The 16209-nt window shown below is 50.6% G+C and carries 13 protein-coding genes and 2 pseudogenes; 11 read left to right on the top strand and 4 right to left on the bottom strand.

Annotation, left to right across the window (positions count from 1 at the left end; all coding sequences use genetic code 11):
• The first annotated feature begins 139 nt into the window (after positions 1-139).
• The 7 genes from hinT (at position 140) to DZ54_RS0113220 (ending at position 6728) form a co-directional block, all read left to right on the top strand.
• Positions 140-490, top strand: coding sequence for a purine nucleoside phosphoramidase (gene hinT / locus DZ54_RS0113250; RefSeq protein WP_025674589.1), 351 nt, complete (start codon positions 140-142; stop codon positions 488-490).
• A gap of 22 nt (positions 491-512) precedes the next feature.
• Positions 513-1106, top strand: a complete 594-nt coding sequence (locus DZ54_RS0113245; protein WP_164831597.1) for a hypothetical protein — start codon at positions 513-515, stop codon at positions 1104-1106.
• On the top strand, positions 1093-1956 hold the full coding sequence (locus DZ54_RS0113240) for a phosphotransferase (RefSeq protein ID WP_025674586.1): 864 nt from the start codon (positions 1093-1095) through the stop codon (positions 1954-1956). Before DZ54_RS0113245 ends, DZ54_RS0113240 begins: the two co-directional genes overlap by 14 nt.
• 22 nt (positions 1957-1978) lie before the next feature.
• A complete protein-coding gene (locus tag DZ54_RS0113235; RefSeq protein ID WP_025674585.1) occupies positions 1979-2833 on the top strand; it encodes a DUF6279 family lipoprotein in 855 nt (284 codons plus the stop codon).
• A 106-nt stretch (positions 2834-2939) separates the two neighbouring features.
• Positions 2940-3482, top strand: coding sequence for an alpha/beta hydrolase YcfP (ycfP, locus tag DZ54_RS0113230; RefSeq protein ID WP_025674583.1), 543 nt, complete (start codon positions 2940-2942; stop codon positions 3480-3482).
• Between the two features lie 349 nt (positions 3483-3831).
• A complete protein-coding gene (locus tag DZ54_RS0113225) occupies positions 3832-5121 on the top strand; it encodes an NAD(P)/FAD-dependent oxidoreductase (protein ID WP_025674581.1) in 1290 nt (429 codons plus the stop codon).
• A 257-nt stretch (positions 5122-5378) separates the two neighbouring features.
• Positions 5379-6728: a DEAD/DEAH box helicase gene (locus tag DZ54_RS0113220; RefSeq protein WP_025674579.1), complete on the top strand. Its 1350-nt coding sequence runs from the start codon at positions 5379-5381 to the stop codon at positions 6726-6728.
• A 120-nt stretch (positions 6729-6848) separates the two neighbouring features.
• On the opposite strand, the gene DZ54_RS0113215 is transcribed toward DZ54_RS0113220, so the two are convergent.
• From DZ54_RS0113215 to DZ54_RS0113205, 3 genes and pseudogenes are all read right to left on the bottom strand, one after another.
• Positions 6849-7712 carry a peptidoglycan binding protein CsiV gene (locus DZ54_RS0113215; RefSeq protein ID WP_025674577.1) on the bottom strand — a complete coding sequence of 288 codons (864 nt, stop codon included), beginning with the start codon at positions 7710-7712 and terminating at the stop codon, positions 6849-6851.
• A 69-nt stretch (positions 7713-7781) separates the two neighbouring features.
• Positions 7782-11247 (bottom strand): annotated as a pseudogene (gene mfd / locus DZ54_RS21710) (transcription-repair coupling factor).
• Positions 11248-11251: 4 nt separating this feature from the next.
• Positions 11252-11845 carry a hypothetical protein gene (locus DZ54_RS0113205; RefSeq protein WP_025674575.1) on the bottom strand — a complete coding sequence of 198 codons (594 nt, stop codon included), beginning with the start codon at positions 11843-11845 and terminating at the stop codon, positions 11252-11254.
• 194 nt (positions 11846-12039) lie between these two features.
• Here DZ54_RS0113205 and DZ54_RS21705 point away from each other — a divergent pair.
• From DZ54_RS21705 to lolE, 3 genes and pseudogenes are all read left to right on the top strand, one after another.
• Positions 12040-13226 (top strand): annotated as a pseudogene (locus DZ54_RS21705) (lipoprotein-releasing ABC transporter permease subunit).
• Entirely contained in the window at positions 13219-13908 is a 690-nt protein-coding gene (gene lolD, locus DZ54_RS0113195; protein ID WP_025674574.1) for a lipoprotein-releasing ABC transporter ATP-binding protein LolD, read from the top strand. Before DZ54_RS21705 ends, lolD begins: the two are co-directional and overlap by 8 nt.
• Positions 13902-15143, top strand: a complete 1242-nt coding sequence (gene lolE / locus DZ54_RS0113190; protein WP_025674572.1) for a lipoprotein-releasing ABC transporter permease subunit LolE — start codon at positions 13902-13904, stop codon at positions 15141-15143. Before lolD ends, lolE begins: the two co-directional genes overlap by 7 nt.
• A gap of 189 nt (positions 15144-15332) precedes the next feature.
• Here the strand turns inward: lolE and DZ54_RS0113185 are convergent, their stop codons facing one another.
• The gene (locus tag DZ54_RS0113185) at positions 15333-15893 is read right to left on the bottom strand and encodes a DUF2062 domain-containing protein (protein ID WP_025674570.1); all 561 of its coding nucleotides are present in this window, start codon (positions 15891-15893) and stop codon (positions 15333-15335) included.
• A gap of 29 nt (positions 15894-15922) precedes the next feature.
• On the opposite strand from DZ54_RS0113185, the gene DZ54_RS21700 reads away from it, so the two are divergent.
• Positions 15923-16209, top strand: a 287-nt coding sequence (locus DZ54_RS21700) for a hypothetical protein (protein ID WP_205619403.1), incomplete at its 3' end; no start/stop codon positions are given.

The following is a 16209-nucleotide window of genomic DNA, read 5'->3' as shown; positions in this document are numbered from 1 at the left end:
CCCTTGTTTTTGCGGGGGATAGTCTGAGATTTAACCGAACATTGACCGAATTGTTGCACATTCGCACCGCTAGCATATTGCCCTTCATTGGGGGCTGCCGCATACTTGGCCGGTATACAACCATAAAAGGGAATCGACCATGGCGGAAGAAACTATTTTCAGCAAAATCATTCGCAAAGAAATCCCCGCGGATGTTGTCTATCAGGATGAACTTGTCACTGCTTTCCGTGATATTAATCCGCGCGCGCCGGTTCATGTGCTTATTGTGCCCAATAAATTGATCCCAACCACCAATGATGTGGAGCCAGATGATGAGCTTGCGCTCGGACGTATGATTACCGTGGCCAAGAAAATTGCAGCGGATGAAGGGATTGCCGAAAACGGCTATCGCTTGATCATGAACTGTAATCAGCATGGTGGCCAAGAGGTTTATCATATCCACATGCATTTAGTGGGTGGGCGAGCACTCGGGCCGATGGTGGTGGGTTAACACGTTAAAGATGAACGAAACCATGAAAACCGTGAACGTTCAGTGGCCACGCCAATGGACGATAAAATGGAAAAAGTTGCGCTTGCCGCCACTACTGATGGGCGCGCTGGTCCTGCTACTGGTGGGGTGTGCACCACGCTATCAGCCTGGCACTTCACCGTCAGGGACCAACAGCCCGGCTGGTTCATCAAGCGCGAAGACGATGTACAACGGCATTGATGGTGCCATGCGAGCCGCGGTGGAATCTTTGTTGGCGAGCGAGCCGTTGCAGACAGCGCCGGTGACCTTGGTCCAACCGATCCAAAATAGCAGTGGCGATTATTTTCCTACCCCAAGGTACTCAACGCAGTTGCAAGCGGGCTTAATCGAATCCGGTCGGATAACCCTTGTTCCTGAAGCGAGAGTGCAGGCGGTCCGCGCCTCGTTAGGGTTGGCGACGAATCAGGTGCTGGTGGATCCCGCGACCATTGTGCAATACGGGCGAATGTTAGGCGCACAGTATCAGCTCAGTGGCAAAATCACCGGTCAGGCGCCTTATCAGCTGAGTTTGCAGTTAATGGACTTACAGTCAGGGGTGATCGCTTGGCAGGATGTGGAACGCTTTGTCAGCCGCTGAATGGTCACCAACACTGGTGCAGACCTTATCCACTGCACTGACGCGCTATTATTGTGTCCCCACGGAGATTACCGGTGCCGAGCCGCTGGCAGCGGGCCTGACAAATCGCTGTTTACGACTCACCGACTCACAGGGGGGCCGCAGTGTTTGGCGCCCTCATGGTCGAGCGGCGAATGCCTTTGCCATTGACCGTTCGCGTGAAGCTCAGGCGCAATCTTTGGCCGCTGAGCATGGGCTTGCACGTCAACCCATTGTCCACAACGGCGAAGGATTATTAGTGCCCTGGGTGGACGGCGAACCGCTTTGTGACCTAAAAACAGACCACGCATCGATCCTTATTCCCCTCTTAGCGCGTATTCATGAACTACCAACGGATCTAGAAACAGCCTCCGTCGAGGCACAATGCGCCCATTATGAAAAGCAATTGCCTGATGATGTGGTATCGCGATTACACCGGCTCAAGCATAAGGTGCTCGCACATAATCCGTCATCAATGCATGAGTCATCGGTGGTATGTCATATGGATTTAGGTGCCTACAACGTGGTGATAGGGCTAGATGGCAATCCGTGTGTGCTTGATTGGGAGTACGCTCGCGCAGGAGATCCTTATCTTGATATTGCGCTGTTTTGTCGCGCCAATGGCTGGTCTCCAGACCCTGTGGTAGCGCAGTACTGTGCCCTTCGGTCAGTAAAAACGGTGAGTCGCACATTGGCGCGCGTCAACGCTTGGCTGCCTTTTACCGACTATTTAGCGCTATGCTGGTATGAAGTGGGCGCGAGTCTGTATGCGCTACCTGCTTATAAAGAAGCGGCAGAGGCGCTGTATAAACAGCTCTTAACTGACGGGTAGGCGCACAAGAACGGGAGATAATATGGTCAGGGATTTTTGGCTGCGGTGTCGATCAGGCTGTCTTGCGGGCTGTCTTTTGGTGCTCGTCGGGTGTAGCACGGAGCTTGCGTACAATACGTTACCGTTTTGGATTCATTATTATATTGACGATATCGTTGACCTAACGGCTACGCAATCGCAGCAGGTTAAAGCGGACCTTGATACGGTTCAGCAATGGCACCGCGCGGAGGAGCTGCCTCGCTTAGCGGACCGCCTCACGCTGATCGCCGCGCAAAGCTCGGAGCGACAAACGTGGGATCAATTGCGCGATCACCAAGCCGCATTCAAAGCCCGGATGCAAGCCATACTCCATGAACTGGTCCCGACGACGACGCGTTTATTGCAAAGCCTTGATGACCGTCAGGCTGAGCGCTTGACCCAGTTTTTAAAAGATGAAATCGCCGAGGCACAGGCGCGCCGTGACAAACGATCATCGCAAGAATGGTTATCTGAGCAACAAGAAGAGCTGGAAGAACGGACTGAACGTTGGGTTGGGCATACCAAAGACAGTCAAGCGCCATTCTATGCCGAGATGGCAGAGTATCAGCAGCGCGCGATGCCGACCTTCATTGCCGTGCGTGAACAATTGCAAGCGCGCTTGTTCAACCTGATTGAGGTGCGCCAACGAGATGACTTGGACGAGCAATTGTATCAATGGGTCGATGATTTAGTCGCGTGGCGTGGTGGCACTGATACTCAGACGGATATGGCGATATATCGCTCTCGGCGTCTCGATTGGCTACTCCGATTCGAAAAAAGTTTGGATGATGACCAACGTACGCACCTGAGAGAAGAACTTGTGCAATGGGCGTCGCGTTTGCGAAGAATGGCAGAGTAAACATACCCTGATTATCGCGAGGGTGATCTTGCTCATTTTTGCGTGTAAGCAGCTATGCTATTGATAAAGGGCATTACCTTCTTAGCGCAATCAGCAAGGACCGCTTATGATCATCTATCTGCATGGCTTTGATGCCACCAGCCCAGGCAACCACGAAAAGGTGCTTCAACTTCAATTTGTTGACGACGATGTCCGCACCATTAATTACAGCACCATGCATCCCAAACATGATATGCAGCACTTACTTAAACAGGTGCAAACGCAGATTGATGCTAGCCAGGATCCCAACCCGCTAATATGTGGTGTCGGGTTAGGTGGGTATTGGTCAGAGCGCATTGGATTTTTGTGTGGGGTAAAGCAGGTTATGATCAACCCCAACCTGCATCCGCAGGAAAATATGCAGGGCAAGATCGATCGTCCCGAAGAGTACGAGGATATTATGACGAAATGCGTGGCGGATTTTCGTCAGCGTAATCAACAGCGGGCGATGGTGATCCTATCACGTGAAGATGGCGTGCTAGACAGCCAGCGTAGCTATCATCTTCTGTCACCTTTTTATCCTGTGCGTTGGGATGAAGTACAAACCCACAAATTTAAAAACCTGTCGACGCACCTACAAGCGGTTGCACACTTTAAACAGTCGACTTAAAACAGTCTATCTAACGATGACTTTCTCCATGGCGAGCGCATGGTAAGTTCTTTGCGATGCGCTTCTGGTGTAATATTCCTACATTTATTCCGTTAATAAAGCACAGACAAGGGTCGAAGTGACCGCCATTTTACGGCAAAATAGGCGGGCGTGTTGACGAACTACACAGCAAAAAAACACACGCACTCACTCACATAGATTATGTTGTTATTCGCTAACGAATAGAAAGTGTCACTAACGAATAGAAAGTGCCACTAACAAATAGAGAAAGTAACGAACAAAGACCGATTTTAGCTAGTGGCACGCGTGCGGCTAGCGAGTGTTTTTTAATTAAGGTAAGGATGTAGAAGTGACCAAAATTATCGTTGTCGGCGGTGGTGCAGGCGGGCTTGAGCTTGCTACCAAGCTAGGCCGCACGTTAGGCCGCAAACGCCGTGCTGAGATCACCCTAGTAGATAAAAACAGTAGCCATTTATGGAAACCCTTGCTGCACGAAGTGGCAACAGGCTCGATGGATGAAGGTGTAGATGCGCTAAGCTACCGTGCTCATGCTAAAAATCATGGGTTTGATTTTCAGATGGGCACATTATGGGACATTGATCGCGAACGTAAAGTGATCACCCTGGCACCCATGTATGACGAGAATAACGAGCTACTAATGCCCGAGCGTGAGCTTGAATATGACACCTTAGTAATGGCGATTGGCTCGACCTCTAACGATTTCAACACCCCGGGGGTACGTGATAATTGTATCTTCCTGGATAACCCGAAACAGGCACACCGTTTTCGCCGTGAAATGAATAACGAGTTTATGCGCCTGCACGCAAAACACGGTGATGGCAGTGTAGATATTGCCATTGTGGGGGCTGGAGCGACAGGCGTTGAATTGTCGGCGGAACTGCATAACGCGATCAAAGAACTGCGCAACTATGGCTTCCGTGACCTGGAGAACTCTAAACTTAATGTGACTTTGGTTGAAGCGGGCGAGAGAATCCTGCCAGCGTTACCGCCGCGAATTTCTAGCGCCGCGCACCAAGAGTTACTAAAGCTAGGCGTGACAGTGAAAACCAATACCTTTGTAGTAAAAGCCGATGAAGACGGTTTAGAAACCAAATCGGGTGAGCGTATCCATGCCGATATTATGGTCTGGGCGGCGGGGATTAAAGCGCCTGACTTCCTGAAAGATATTGCAGGCTTAGAAACGAACCGTATCAATCAGCTAGAGGTGAAAAACACTCTACAGACGACCCGAGATGACGATGTTTTCGTGATCGGTGATTGCGCGGCGTGCACGCAAGAAGATGGCAGTAAAGTGCCACCGCGCGCGCAGTCCGCGCACCAAATGGCGAGTCTGTGTTTTAGCAATATTGTGGCGAAAATCAACGGGCGTGAATTAAAACCTTATGTGTTTAAAGATCATGGCTCGTTGGTGTCACTCAGCCGGTTTTCAACCGTGGGCAGCTTGATGGGTAACCTGACCAAAGGTTCGATGATGATTGAGGGCCGTATTGCTCGTATGGTCTATATCTCTCTGTACCGGATGCATCAAATTGCCCTGCATGGTTATGTGAAAACAGGGTTGATGATGTTGGTCGGCCGCATTAACCGTGTGTTACGTCCAAGCCTGAAGCTGCACTAAGAGACGATAGCGCGTCATATCGAAGCCGGGGCCTGTCCCTGGTTTTCTTTTTGAAGACAGCGCGAATGCGATAATGGTTGCTCAATAGGGCGAAAGTCGTCACAATAGCACCGCAATCGAGATTATTGATATCACTTCTAGAGCAACCCTCCTGAACGCCGAGTTTTCCTCATACAACGATATTGATATTCATGCCCTTAAGCGACGGGTAGGGTGTCTACACGTGGCGACATTTTTTTATTTATTGAGATCAATTGATGAGTTTCTCCTCTTTAGGACTATCTGCACCACTATTAAAAGCCGTGCAAGAGCAAGGCTATACCACCCCATCACCGATTCAGGCTAAAGCGATTCCGGCGGTGATTAAAGGCCAAGATGTCATGGCCGCAGCTCAAACGGGAACGGGTAAGACAGCGGGTTTTACGTTACCGATTTTAGAACGTTTGCAGGCGGGTAAACGGGCACGTCCAAACCACGTTCGTACCCTGATTTTAACGCCAACGCGTGAATTAGCTGCACAAGTACATAAAAACGTTGAACAATATAGTCAGTACACGCCACTGACCTCACTGGTAGTGTATGGCGGGGTGAAGATAAACCCGCAAATGATGAAACTGCGTAAAGGGGCGGACGTCCTCGTTGCCACGCCGGGTCGTTTATTGGATCTATATAACCAGAATGCCGTGAACTTTTCACAGCTTGAAGTGTTAGTGCTGGATGAAGCCGATCGCATGCTGGATATGGGCTTTATTCGTGATATCCGTAAGATTTTGGCTGCCTTGCCTGCTAAACGTCAGAATTTATTGTTCTCAGCGACCTTCTCGGATGAAATCCGTCAGCTGGCCAAAGGCATGGTCAACAACCCGGTAGAGATTTCGGTCAACCCGGCGAACCAAGCCGCGACCAGTGTCGAACAGTGCATTTACCCTGTCGATAAAAAGCAAAAAGCGCCGATGCTTTTATCGTTAATTGCCGACAACAACTGGCAACAAGTGTTGGTCTTTAGCAAAACCAAGCACGGTGCCAATCGCCTATCGCGTTATTTAGATGATTATGGTGTCAGTGCTGCCGCGATTCACGGTAATAAAAGCCAAGGCGCGCGCACCAAAGCGTTAGAGCAATTCAAAACCGGCGATGTGCGTGTGCTTGTTGCGACCGATATTGCCGCGCGCGGTATCGATATTGCCCAGCTCCCGCAAGTGGTTAACTTTGATTTGCCTCATGTCGCGGAAGATTATGTCCACCGTATTGGCCGTACTGGACGGGCCGGATCCGTGGGGCATGCAATTTCGTTAGTCTGTGCCGATGAAGCCAAAGATCTGTTTGCGATTGAGCGACTCACCAAACAAGTGTTGCCGCGTCTTAGCTTAGAAGGATTCCCAATGGCTAACCCACTGCCGGAGTCACGATTAGATACGCGCCCACTAACGCCGAAAAAACCGAAGAAGCCACAACAATATCAAGATGGCCAGCGTTCGGGCGAAAAAGCCCGAGGGCATAAACCGATGGGTAAAAACCGTCGCCATACGGGTAAACCGGGTGCCAGTCAGTCAGGCCAACCTCAAACACGTGGCGCGAAATCTTTGTCATCGAAACCAATGTCATAGAAACCAATGTCATCATAGCCTGATTGCAGGGTGTGAAAGTAAAAATAAAAAAGCCGGCTTGATGTGCCGGCTTTTTAATGCGTTTTTTTCGATGAACTGCTTTCAATGAGCGACTGTCGATTAACCGTTATTGACTTTGCGTACCTGAATAATCATTCCCATCATTGGGTTATCGAGATAGTGTGTTTCACCGCTGCGCATACGGCGTTTGTGGGTAAAAGCAAACGGCTGCAAGTAACGTTCAACATGGTATTGTTTTTCTACTTTCTGCAGCCCCGCCACTTGCACATCGTTATTTTGATTCGCGCTAGCGTTGGATCGTTGCAATGGCATATCAATAATGTCTTCAACTAAGGCGCGACGTTCAGTCGGCTCGCGTAACACCATATTTGCTTCAACATACAAATAATGCTGGACGTAGACACGTAGCGTTCCGTCAAGCTCATATAATCGGTGTCGCGCCGCTGGTTCGGAAAAGCTTTGCTCGTCCCAGTTCTTGTTGGTTAAGCCATTGGTAGTGTCGTCTGGCTTGGGTGATGCTTGGATTGGCGTGCCGTCCGAGTTAAAACTCGCGCGATAGTCTTTTCCAGCCATTACCCGTAGCAAAGGAAGCGCCGCTCGGCCGCTATCATCTTGGCGCCATGCCACATGGACCATCGGGGTAAAGCCAGCATGATTTTCTAACTTTCTGTATGCGTCGTTAAGTTGCCATTGGTTGCGTGATAATGGCGTTAACCCGGCCGCTTTCAACGCGCGCTGATTGGTGATGGGCACGCCGCGGGTTACCGTGTTCTCGCTGTCTTGCGATGGCCAATTTTCCTGTACGCTTGCGGAATCTTGGTTGCGCTTGAAAACGATTAATTCGACATCATAAAGCCGCTTGGCCCAGACCGGTTGGCTTAATGACAACAGTAATAACACCACAAGTCCTTTTAGGCCTGTGGCTGAGCGCCAATCTTTAGCGGGACGTTGATGATTTCTCACTGGTTACTCCATTTATCATGAAGGGCGACGAGTATTACTCAGCCGCCTTTCATTGGGTTTTTTAACGCGCTAGGCGACTAACTGATGGCTTGCAAACTGAGTCAACAGCTCATCAATAAAGTTCATCCGCTCCCGTCGGTCGGTGAGGGTTTCCACAAACTTTATCTTGGTTGGCCCGTCGAATTTGTATTTATCTGGGCGCGATTGTAACAGCCCCACTAAAAATCCGGGATCAATTTGCGCGTTTTCATGAAACTCCACTAAGCCGCCACGTTCACTGGCCTCGATCTTTTTCACTCCTAAGATCGCGGCACGTATTTTCAGTTGCTGAATGTGGAGTAGGTTTTTCGCCGCATCTGGCAGTAATCCAAAGCGGTCAATCAGCTCGACTTGCAGCTCATTAATGTCGTCGTTGGATTTGGCGCTGGCAATGCGTTTGTACATCGATAGGCGCATATTAATGTCCGGGATGTAGTCATCAGGTAACAACGCAGGTAATCGCAATTCAATATCGGTCTGCTCATTGAGCAGAGCATCAAGACTCGGCTCTTTGCCTTCTTTCAAAGCTTCAACCGCTTGTTCTAACATATCCATGTAGAGGGTAAAGCCAATCGATTGAATTTGCCCACTTTGCTCATCGCCCAATAACTCGCCTGCACCTCGAATTTCCAAATCTTGCGTCGCGAGGGTAAAACCTGCCCCCAAATCTTCCAGCGCGGCGATCGCATCGAGTCGTTTGACCGCATCTTTGGTCATGCGTTTGGGATGTGGCGTCAGCAGATAGGCATAGGCTTGGTGGTGTGAGCGTCCAACGCGTCCACGCAACTGATGAAGCTGCGCCAAACCAAAGTGATCGGCGCGATCAATAATAATGGTGTTGGCAGAGGGAATGTCGATACCCGTTTCGATAATCGTCGTGCACACCAGCACATTGTATTTCTGGTGATAGAAATCGCCCATGATTTTTTCCAGTTCGCGCTCGCGCATTTGTCCATGCGCCACTGAAACCCGAGCTTCGGGGATCATATCACTGATTTCATTCGCCGTTTTTTCTATGGTTTCGATATCATTGTGCAAAAAGTACACTTGACCTCCACGCATGATTTCGCGCAGTAGCGATTCTTTGATCAAGTTGTCTTCACGCTCACGGACAAAGGTTTTCACGGCTAAGCGTCGTGAAGGTGGGGTGGCAATAATCGACAGATCACGCATGCCACTCATCGCCATGTTGAGGGTCCGTGGAATAGGCGTCGCGGTGAGCGTGAGAATATCCACATTGGCACGCATGGCTTTGATCTTTTCTTTTTGACGCACGCCAAAACGGTGTTCTTCGTCAACAATCAGTAGGCCTAAGTCCCGTATTTTGACATCTGATTGCAGTAGCTTGTGGGTGCCGATGAGTATGTCGACTTTCCCCGCTTCGCAATCGGCCAAAATCGCTTTTTGCTCTTTGGCGGATTTAAAGCGCGATAGCACTTCCACCCGTACTGGCAAGTTAGCGAATCGGTCGCGGAAGTTTTCAAAGTGCTGTTGCGCAAGCAGGGTGGTCGGGACTAACACGGCAACTTGTTTACTATTATTAATGGCGAGGAAGGTCGCCCGCATCGCCACTTCCGTTTTACCAAAGCCAACGTCACCGCAGACCAAGCGATCCATGGCGATAGGGCGGGACATGTCGGATAACACCGCATTGATAGCTTGAGACTGATCCGCGGTTTCTTCAAACGGGAAGGTGGCCCGAAATGTTTGATAAGCCTCTTTGTCATGAGTAAAAGCAAAACCTGGCTTAGTTTCGCGTTTAGCATAGACATCCAGCAGCTCCGCCGCGACATCACGCTACTTTTTCTGCCGCACGGCGACGGGCTTTCTCCCACGCTTCGCCGCCCAGCTTATGGATAGGTGCGGTTTCTTCGGCCCCGCCAGAATACCGGCTAATTAAATGCAGTGCCCCAACGGGAACATATAGCTTGGCCCCTTGCTGGTATTCGAGTGTCATGTATTCGGTTTTTAAGCCACCCGCTTCTAGGGTTTGTAAGCCTTGGTAGCGGCCAATGCCGTGTTCGAGGTGAACCACCGCTTGTCCCGGTTTTAGCTCTGCCAAACTGCGGATCACCGCATCATTACTGACGGTTTGTTTCCGTTTCTCGCGTCGACGTTGTTGCACGGCGCGTTCGCCAAACATGTCGCTTTCACAGATCAGGGCAAATTGGCGCGGGTTATCGATAAAGCCTTGGTCTACCGGACCGATGATTAAACCAAAACGACCGGGCTGCGATAGGGCTTCGGGCAAACCATCCGCGACCATAGGGCGGATTTTGGCTCGGCTCAGTAAATCCAGTAAGGCTTCTCGTCGGCCCTCTGATTCGACAGAGAAAATGATTTTACCAGTAAACGTTTCACTGAATTGGCGCAATGCAGCCAGTGGCTCTTTCGCTTGGTGATTGACGGTCAGTGACGGCAATGACGAGATATCTAGGTTTTCTCGTCCGGCCTTTTCTGTGACGCTGTCACTTTCAAGCTTCAGCCGTGGATACTGCTTTAGCGTTGCAAACAGGGTGTCCTTGCTCAGCCACAACGCGTCTGGGGGAAGCAATGGACGAAGAGGGTCAATACGGCGTTGATCATAACGGTTAGCGATATCCGCTTGAAAGTGACTGATCGCCGCATCGATATCACCAACCGACAAGACCAGTGTGTTCTCAGGCAAATAATCGAACAAGGTTTCGGTCTGCTCGAAAAACAGCGGTAGCCAATACTCAATCCCCGCTGGCCAGGTTTTTTTGCTGACTTGCTGATAAATTGACTCAGGCTCTCGGCGCGCATCAAAGTGTTCCCGGAAACGGCCGCGAAAGTATTCGACGGCGGCATCATCAGTTGGAAACTCATGAGCTGGCAGCAATTGGATCTGGGTCAGTTCGCCGGTTGAGCGCTGGTTTTCCGGATCAAATTGACGAATGGTATCGACTTCATCATCAAAAAAGTCAATGCGATAGGGTTCGTCGCTGCCCATTGGGAATAAATCAAGAATGGAGCCGCGGCTGGCGAATTCACCATGTTCCATCACTTGATCAACATGGCGGTAGCCGGCATCGGTGAGTTGATCGCGCAACTTTTCAAGCGAAAGAATATCGCCTTGTTTCACCATTAATGCATGTTGGTGTAAAAACTGTCTCGGCGTGACGCGTTGCAGGGCGGTACTGGCCGGCGCGATTAATACCCCGGTTTGCTGATGTGGCAGTTGATACAGGCAAGATAGGCGCGCTGAGATAATGTCTTGATGAGGGGAGAAACTGTCGTAAGGCAGTGTTTCCCAATCAGGAAAGAGATCACACTCGCCTTGAGTAAACTGGCGAATGGCTGGTTGTAACCGGACGGCGGTTTGGTTATCCGGAACCAATAGAAACACGGGGCCAGCGTGCTGTTGGGTTAAGGTTGCAATCGCCAGCGGAAGCGCAGCCCCAGATAAGTTACCCAGGTGTTTAACGTCGCCGGGCCCTGTGGGTAGAGTGAAAGCGTAGAGCGGTTGTTGGGTCATGAGTTTAACTGCTTGATTGTTTTCGGTCTCGTGCGCGTTTTCTTAAGAGTTTTTGCTGATGATACAACGCGGCACGAATGAGAGTGTCTTGGTCTTCTTCCAATAACCGTGTGTACTGGATTTGGATCAAATAATGAGGTTGATTGTTCTCGTCGTCATCGTGACGTTCGCAATCAGTCACCACGCCGTAGCAATAAATGGCGGTGGGTGGATGGTCAAGAAAAAGCTTTACACGTGCGTGTACCCCATGCTCTAGGGGAGATGGACTCAGGTACGAAAAACGACTGGCTCCAAACGTATGGGTAATAAAGCGATGTTCGGGCTGATCTTCATGACTGAGCATGTAGCCCATCATCAACGTGAGTTTTTCGTTTTGTGTCTGCAAAATGCGGAACAAGGCTGATGCGTCATCAGGATCCACTGATTGTAAATCCTTTTCCACGTCGGTATCGAGCTGACCGCATTGGCTCGCCAAGCGAAACGGAGCGGGGATCTCAGCCATAAAGCCATCCGCGTCCGGTTGCGGTTGGTTGTCAGCGAGGGGCTCCACATTAATCCGCATGGCCGCTCGCACAGAAAAGTACTCGTCTTGGCTCATCACTGTGCCTTTACATTGCTGTTGTATTCATGATTATCACGCACCCTTACCGAGAGGTAAAGGTTAGCGAGACTTTCTCGATCTCAAGGCATGGGTTTAGATGGTCAGAATAAGGTTAATGCGGCGGTTAACTTGGCGATCCTGACTGGGACAGGTATGCTTGCAGCGAATCAAAACAGTGAGCTAGGTGTGCTATGTATCAACCTTTGTCGGTGTTTATTGGCTTGCGCTATTTGCGTGGCCGTTCAGCCGACCGCTTTGGGCGTTTTGTCTCGTCGATGTCTACCGCGGGGATCGCGATCGGTGTATTGGCGTTGATTACGGTGTCATCGGTGATGAATGGATTTGAAGCTCAACTGAAAGGACGTATCTTAGGGGTGTTGCCCCATGTGATTATCGCCAATGGCCAATCAGGAGCAATATCGTCGACCATAGAGCAGTGGCCACATGTGGTCGATACTGCGCCGATAAAAACCACCGATGCGGTGATTCAAAGCCGTAAAGGCCTCAGTGCAGGCTTGCTAGAAGGCATCGATCCGGCGGCGACAGAGCCGCTTGCGTCCCACCTTTTGCAAGGTGATATTTCGGCACTGCGTCCGGGGCGTTATCAAGTGATGATAGGGCGCGCCATGGCGTCTGAGCTGCAATTACGGGTCGGAGATTCGGTCCGAGTCATGGTCACCAGTGCCAGCCGTTTTACCCCCATCGGTCGGATCCCGGCACAACGTTTATTTACCGTGGGCGGGATTTTTCATACTGGCACCGATGTTGATAGTCAGTTGATGCTGGCCAACATTGAAGATGTCGCCAAATTGAGTGGTATTGCCCCGAACCAAGCGAACGACTTACGCTTGTTTTTAGATGATCCGTTTGCGATTACCCAGCTTAAACCCAAGGCCGATCCTGCCACCTGGACCGATTGGCGACGCTGGCGCGGTGAGCTCTTTCAAGCGGTAAAAATGGAAAAAAATATGATGAGTTTGATGCTGAGTCTGATCATTGTGGTGGCAGCATTTAACATCATCTCCGCGCTGATTATGGTGGTGATGGAGAAACAATCCGAGGTCGCGATTTTAAAAACCCTAGGCATGAAAGATAGAGACATTGTGGTCGTCTTTATCGCCCAAGGTAGTTTAAGTGGCCTAGTCGCGCTGCCATTGGGGGAGTGCTTGGTGTATTGATTGCGTCATATATCAACGAAATCATGGCGATATTCGGCGTGAGTCTATTGGGTAACGGTTTAGCGTTGCCTGTGGTTGTTAATCCGTTTCAAGTTGCCATGATACTCGGCTTAGCGGTTGTGCTAAGTGTGTTGGCAACCTTATTCCCTGCATTTAAAGCGGCATCTGTTCACCCTGCTGAGGCACTGCGTTATGAGTAAATCTTTGTTGTCCTGTCACCGTGTCAGTAAAACCTATCAAGAAGGTGGGCAGTCAACCTGTGTGTTAAACCAGGTGTCAATGACGATAGCGTCGGGCGAGCTGGTGGCGATTGTGGGTTCATCCGGCTCGGGAAAAAGTACGCTATTGCACACGCTTGGCACGCTGGATGCGCCGAGCGAGGGGGATGTCTGGATTGAGGATGCATTGGTGAGTGCGATGTCGGCGTCACAACAAGCGACACTGCGTAATCAAACCTTGGGATTTGTTTATCAGTTTCATCATTTGTTAGCGGATTTCACCGCGCTCGAAAACGTGATGATGCCTTTGCTGATCAACAAAACCCGTCATAAAGCCGCAGCCAAACAAGCGACTGCGATCTTGGATGCGGTGGGAGTCGGGCATCGACTCAGTCATCGTCCGTCGGAATTGTCTGGTGGCGAGCGCCAACGTGTGGCGATTGCGCGCGCCTTGGTTAATGAGCCGAAGTTGGTATTGGCCGACGAACCGACAGGTAACTTGGATCACGCCACGGCGTTAGAGATCTACGATTTGATGCGTCAGCTGAATGCCAAACAGGGGACGGCGTTTTTAGTGGTCACCCATGATAGTGAACTGGCCGCGAAATTGGATCGCCAATTGATGATGCAAGATGGCCACTTGGTTGTGCAGGAGGCATCATGAGACCGCTATCCTTGGCGATAGGCCGGCGCTTTAGTCGTGCTCGGCAGCGTAATCGCTTGGTCTCCTTTATTTCGCTTTCGTCGGTCATTGGCATCGCGGTGGGCGTAATGGTGATCATTGTGGGGTTATCGGCCATGAACGGGTTTGAGCGAGAGTTGAATCAACGCGTGCTGTCGGTGGTGCCTCATGGGCAGGTGTTTGGAGTCAATGGTCCGATTGAAAACTGGCAGCAGGTGCAAGCGCAAAGTAAGCGGCATCCAAACGTGGAAGCGGCGGCGCCGTATGTAGAGCTCACGGTGCTGATGGAACATGGCACTGCGTTACAGCCTGCGCAAATTCGTGCCGTGGATCCCACGTCAGAGCGCACGGTTAGCCGTATTGGTGATTATATTGATGGCGGTTGGGAAAGTTTGCAACCGGGTCAATCGCGCATTGTCTTGGGACAAGGTATTGCTTCTCAGCTTGGAGTCAGTCAGGGCGATTGGCTCACGGTGATGGTGCCGTCGACAGATAGCAGCCTTAGCCTGCGTGCGCCGAAACGAGTACGAATGCAGGTCGCAGGGCTATTACAGCTAGGCGGACAGATCGACCATTCACTGGCATTAATGCGGCTCCAAGACGCTCAAGCCTTGATGGGAATGGATCAGGCGGTGACTGGTGTCTCGTTGAAAGTCTCTCCAGTATTACAAGCGCGACAAATCGTACAAGAAGTGGGGCAAACCTTATCCACGTATGTGTATTTAAAGGACTGGACGGGCGAGTTCGGTTATTTATATCGCGATATCCAGTTAGTCCGAGCCATTATGTATTTGGTGATGGTGCTGGTGATTGGCGTGGCCTGTTTTAATGTGGTGTCAACCTTGATGATGTCGGTAAAAGATAGAGCCGCTGACATTGCTATTTTGCGTACAATGGGTGCCGATGATCGCCTGATTCGACGCATATTTATCTGGTACGGCTTGTTCTCTGGGGCGTTAGGCAGCGCGATTGGCAGTGTATTGGGCGTGGCGCTTGGCAGTCATCTTACCGCGATCTTGTCTCAGGTCGAGACCTGGGTCGGTCATCGTTTTTTGTCTGGTGATGTGTATTTCGTCAACTTTCTCCCCAGTGAATTACATGCCACAGACGTGGTGCTGGTCAGTATAACGGCGATACTTCTGAGCTTGCTGGCGGCCTGGTACCCGGCACGTCGCGCTTGTCAGCTCCAGCCTGCTGCAGTGCTCAGTGCAAAATAGCATCACGTGTCATCGCTGTAATACGCAATAGCCATAAAAAAGAGCTCGCTTTCAACGGGCTCTTTTTTGATTCTGTCTCGCTCAAGCGCGTTAACGATTGTATAAGGATCAACGGCTATTCCATCTCACTCGCACCTTCTTGGCCTCACGCTTGCGTAGCATCGCACCCAGCGCTACTCTACATGCGCATTAGGATGATGGTTTGTTCGGTTTGGGAAGTGCTTGTTTGATCTTTTTAGGCAAGCGAAGTTTGCGTTTTTGCCAGCTTCTTACCACCGAATAGCGCCAAATACCGCGCACACTGAAATAACCAATCATCGCGAAGACGAGCCCACTGGTGATACACCCTAATAAAAAAGGTGGGCCAATATGGCTCATTTGCTCGGCAAGATAGTGCCATGAAAGCTCAAAGTGAAAGGGAATGGGCGCTGTGTTTAGCATCCAAGTCCCCAGCTTGTAGGCGAGATAAAACAACACTGGCATGGTGATAGGGTTGCTCACCCATACCAAGGCAACGGCCAGTGGCAGGTTCACGCCGAACATAATGGCCAGGCCTGCGGCCATGATCATCTGGCTAGGAAGCGGGACAAACGCCATAAACAGCCCCACCGCAAAGGCACCCGATGCCGAGCGCCGATTCAGACACCACAGGTTGGGATCATGCAACAGGCTACCAAATACGCGCAGCGCCTTATTGTCGCGCAATGCCTCCCGCTTTGGCATATAGCGTTGAAAAAACTTCTTGGGCATACCTGTTTATATTACCTGGAAATTACGCGATGAAGCTAACCTTTACGATTACCGCGGCACTGACTTTGCTGTCATTACCATGGTGGCCGAGTTTATCGCCCGTTTGGGTCTGCTTCATTACCTGTATTGTCTTTTTTTTCGGGATGAAAACACGTTGGTGGTGGCTTGCAGGGAGCGCGCTGGGGCTCACTTGGCTGTATTATCCGCAAACCTGTATCAAGCAACGTGATCCATATCATTTCAAACCCAAAGGATACTACAATCACCGGCACTGTGGGCACCCTTTTTACTGCGAATTCGGGCGCGCAAGCGATTA

The organism is Salinivibrio socompensis S35 (assembly GCF_000513715.1).
In the GTDB taxonomy this organism is placed as follows: Bacteria; Pseudomonadota; Gammaproteobacteria; order Enterobacterales; family Vibrionaceae; genus Salinivibrio; species Salinivibrio socompensis.
The sequence above is the reverse complement of the archived record's forward strand: the minus strand, read 5'-3'. Positions and strand labels throughout refer to the sequence as shown.

Bases quoted from the DNA above. Each gene is read 5' to 3' on its own strand.
- hinT (WP_025674589.1), top strand. From the start codon at position 140: ATGGCGGAAGAAACTATTTTCAGCAAAATCATTCGCAAAGAAATCCCC.
- DZ54_RS0113245 (WP_164831597.1), top strand. From the start codon at position 513: ATGAAAACCGTGAACGTTCAGTGGCCACGCCAATGGACGATAAAATGG.
- DZ54_RS0113235 (WP_025674585.1), top strand. From the start codon at position 1,979: ATGGTCAGGGATTTTTGGCTGCGGTGTCGATCAGGCTGTCTTGCGGGC.
- ycfP (WP_025674583.1), top strand. From the start codon at position 2,940: ATGATCATCTATCTGCATGGCTTTGATGCCACCAGCCCAGGCAACCAC.
- DZ54_RS0113220 (WP_025674579.1), top strand. From the start codon at position 5,379: ATGAGTTTCTCCTCTTTAGGACTATCTGCACCACTATTAAAAGCCGTG.
- DZ54_RS0113205 (WP_025674575.1), bottom strand. From the start codon at position 11,845: ATGAGCCAAGACGAGTACTTTTCTGTGCGAGCGGCCATGCGGATTAAT.
- lolD (WP_025674574.1), top strand. From the start codon at position 13,219: ATGAGTAAATCTTTGTTGTCCTGTCACCGTGTCAGTAAAACCTATCAA.
- DZ54_RS0113185 (WP_025674570.1), bottom strand. From the start codon at position 15,893: ATGCCCAAGAAGTTTTTTCAACGCTATATGCCAAAGCGGGAGGCATTG.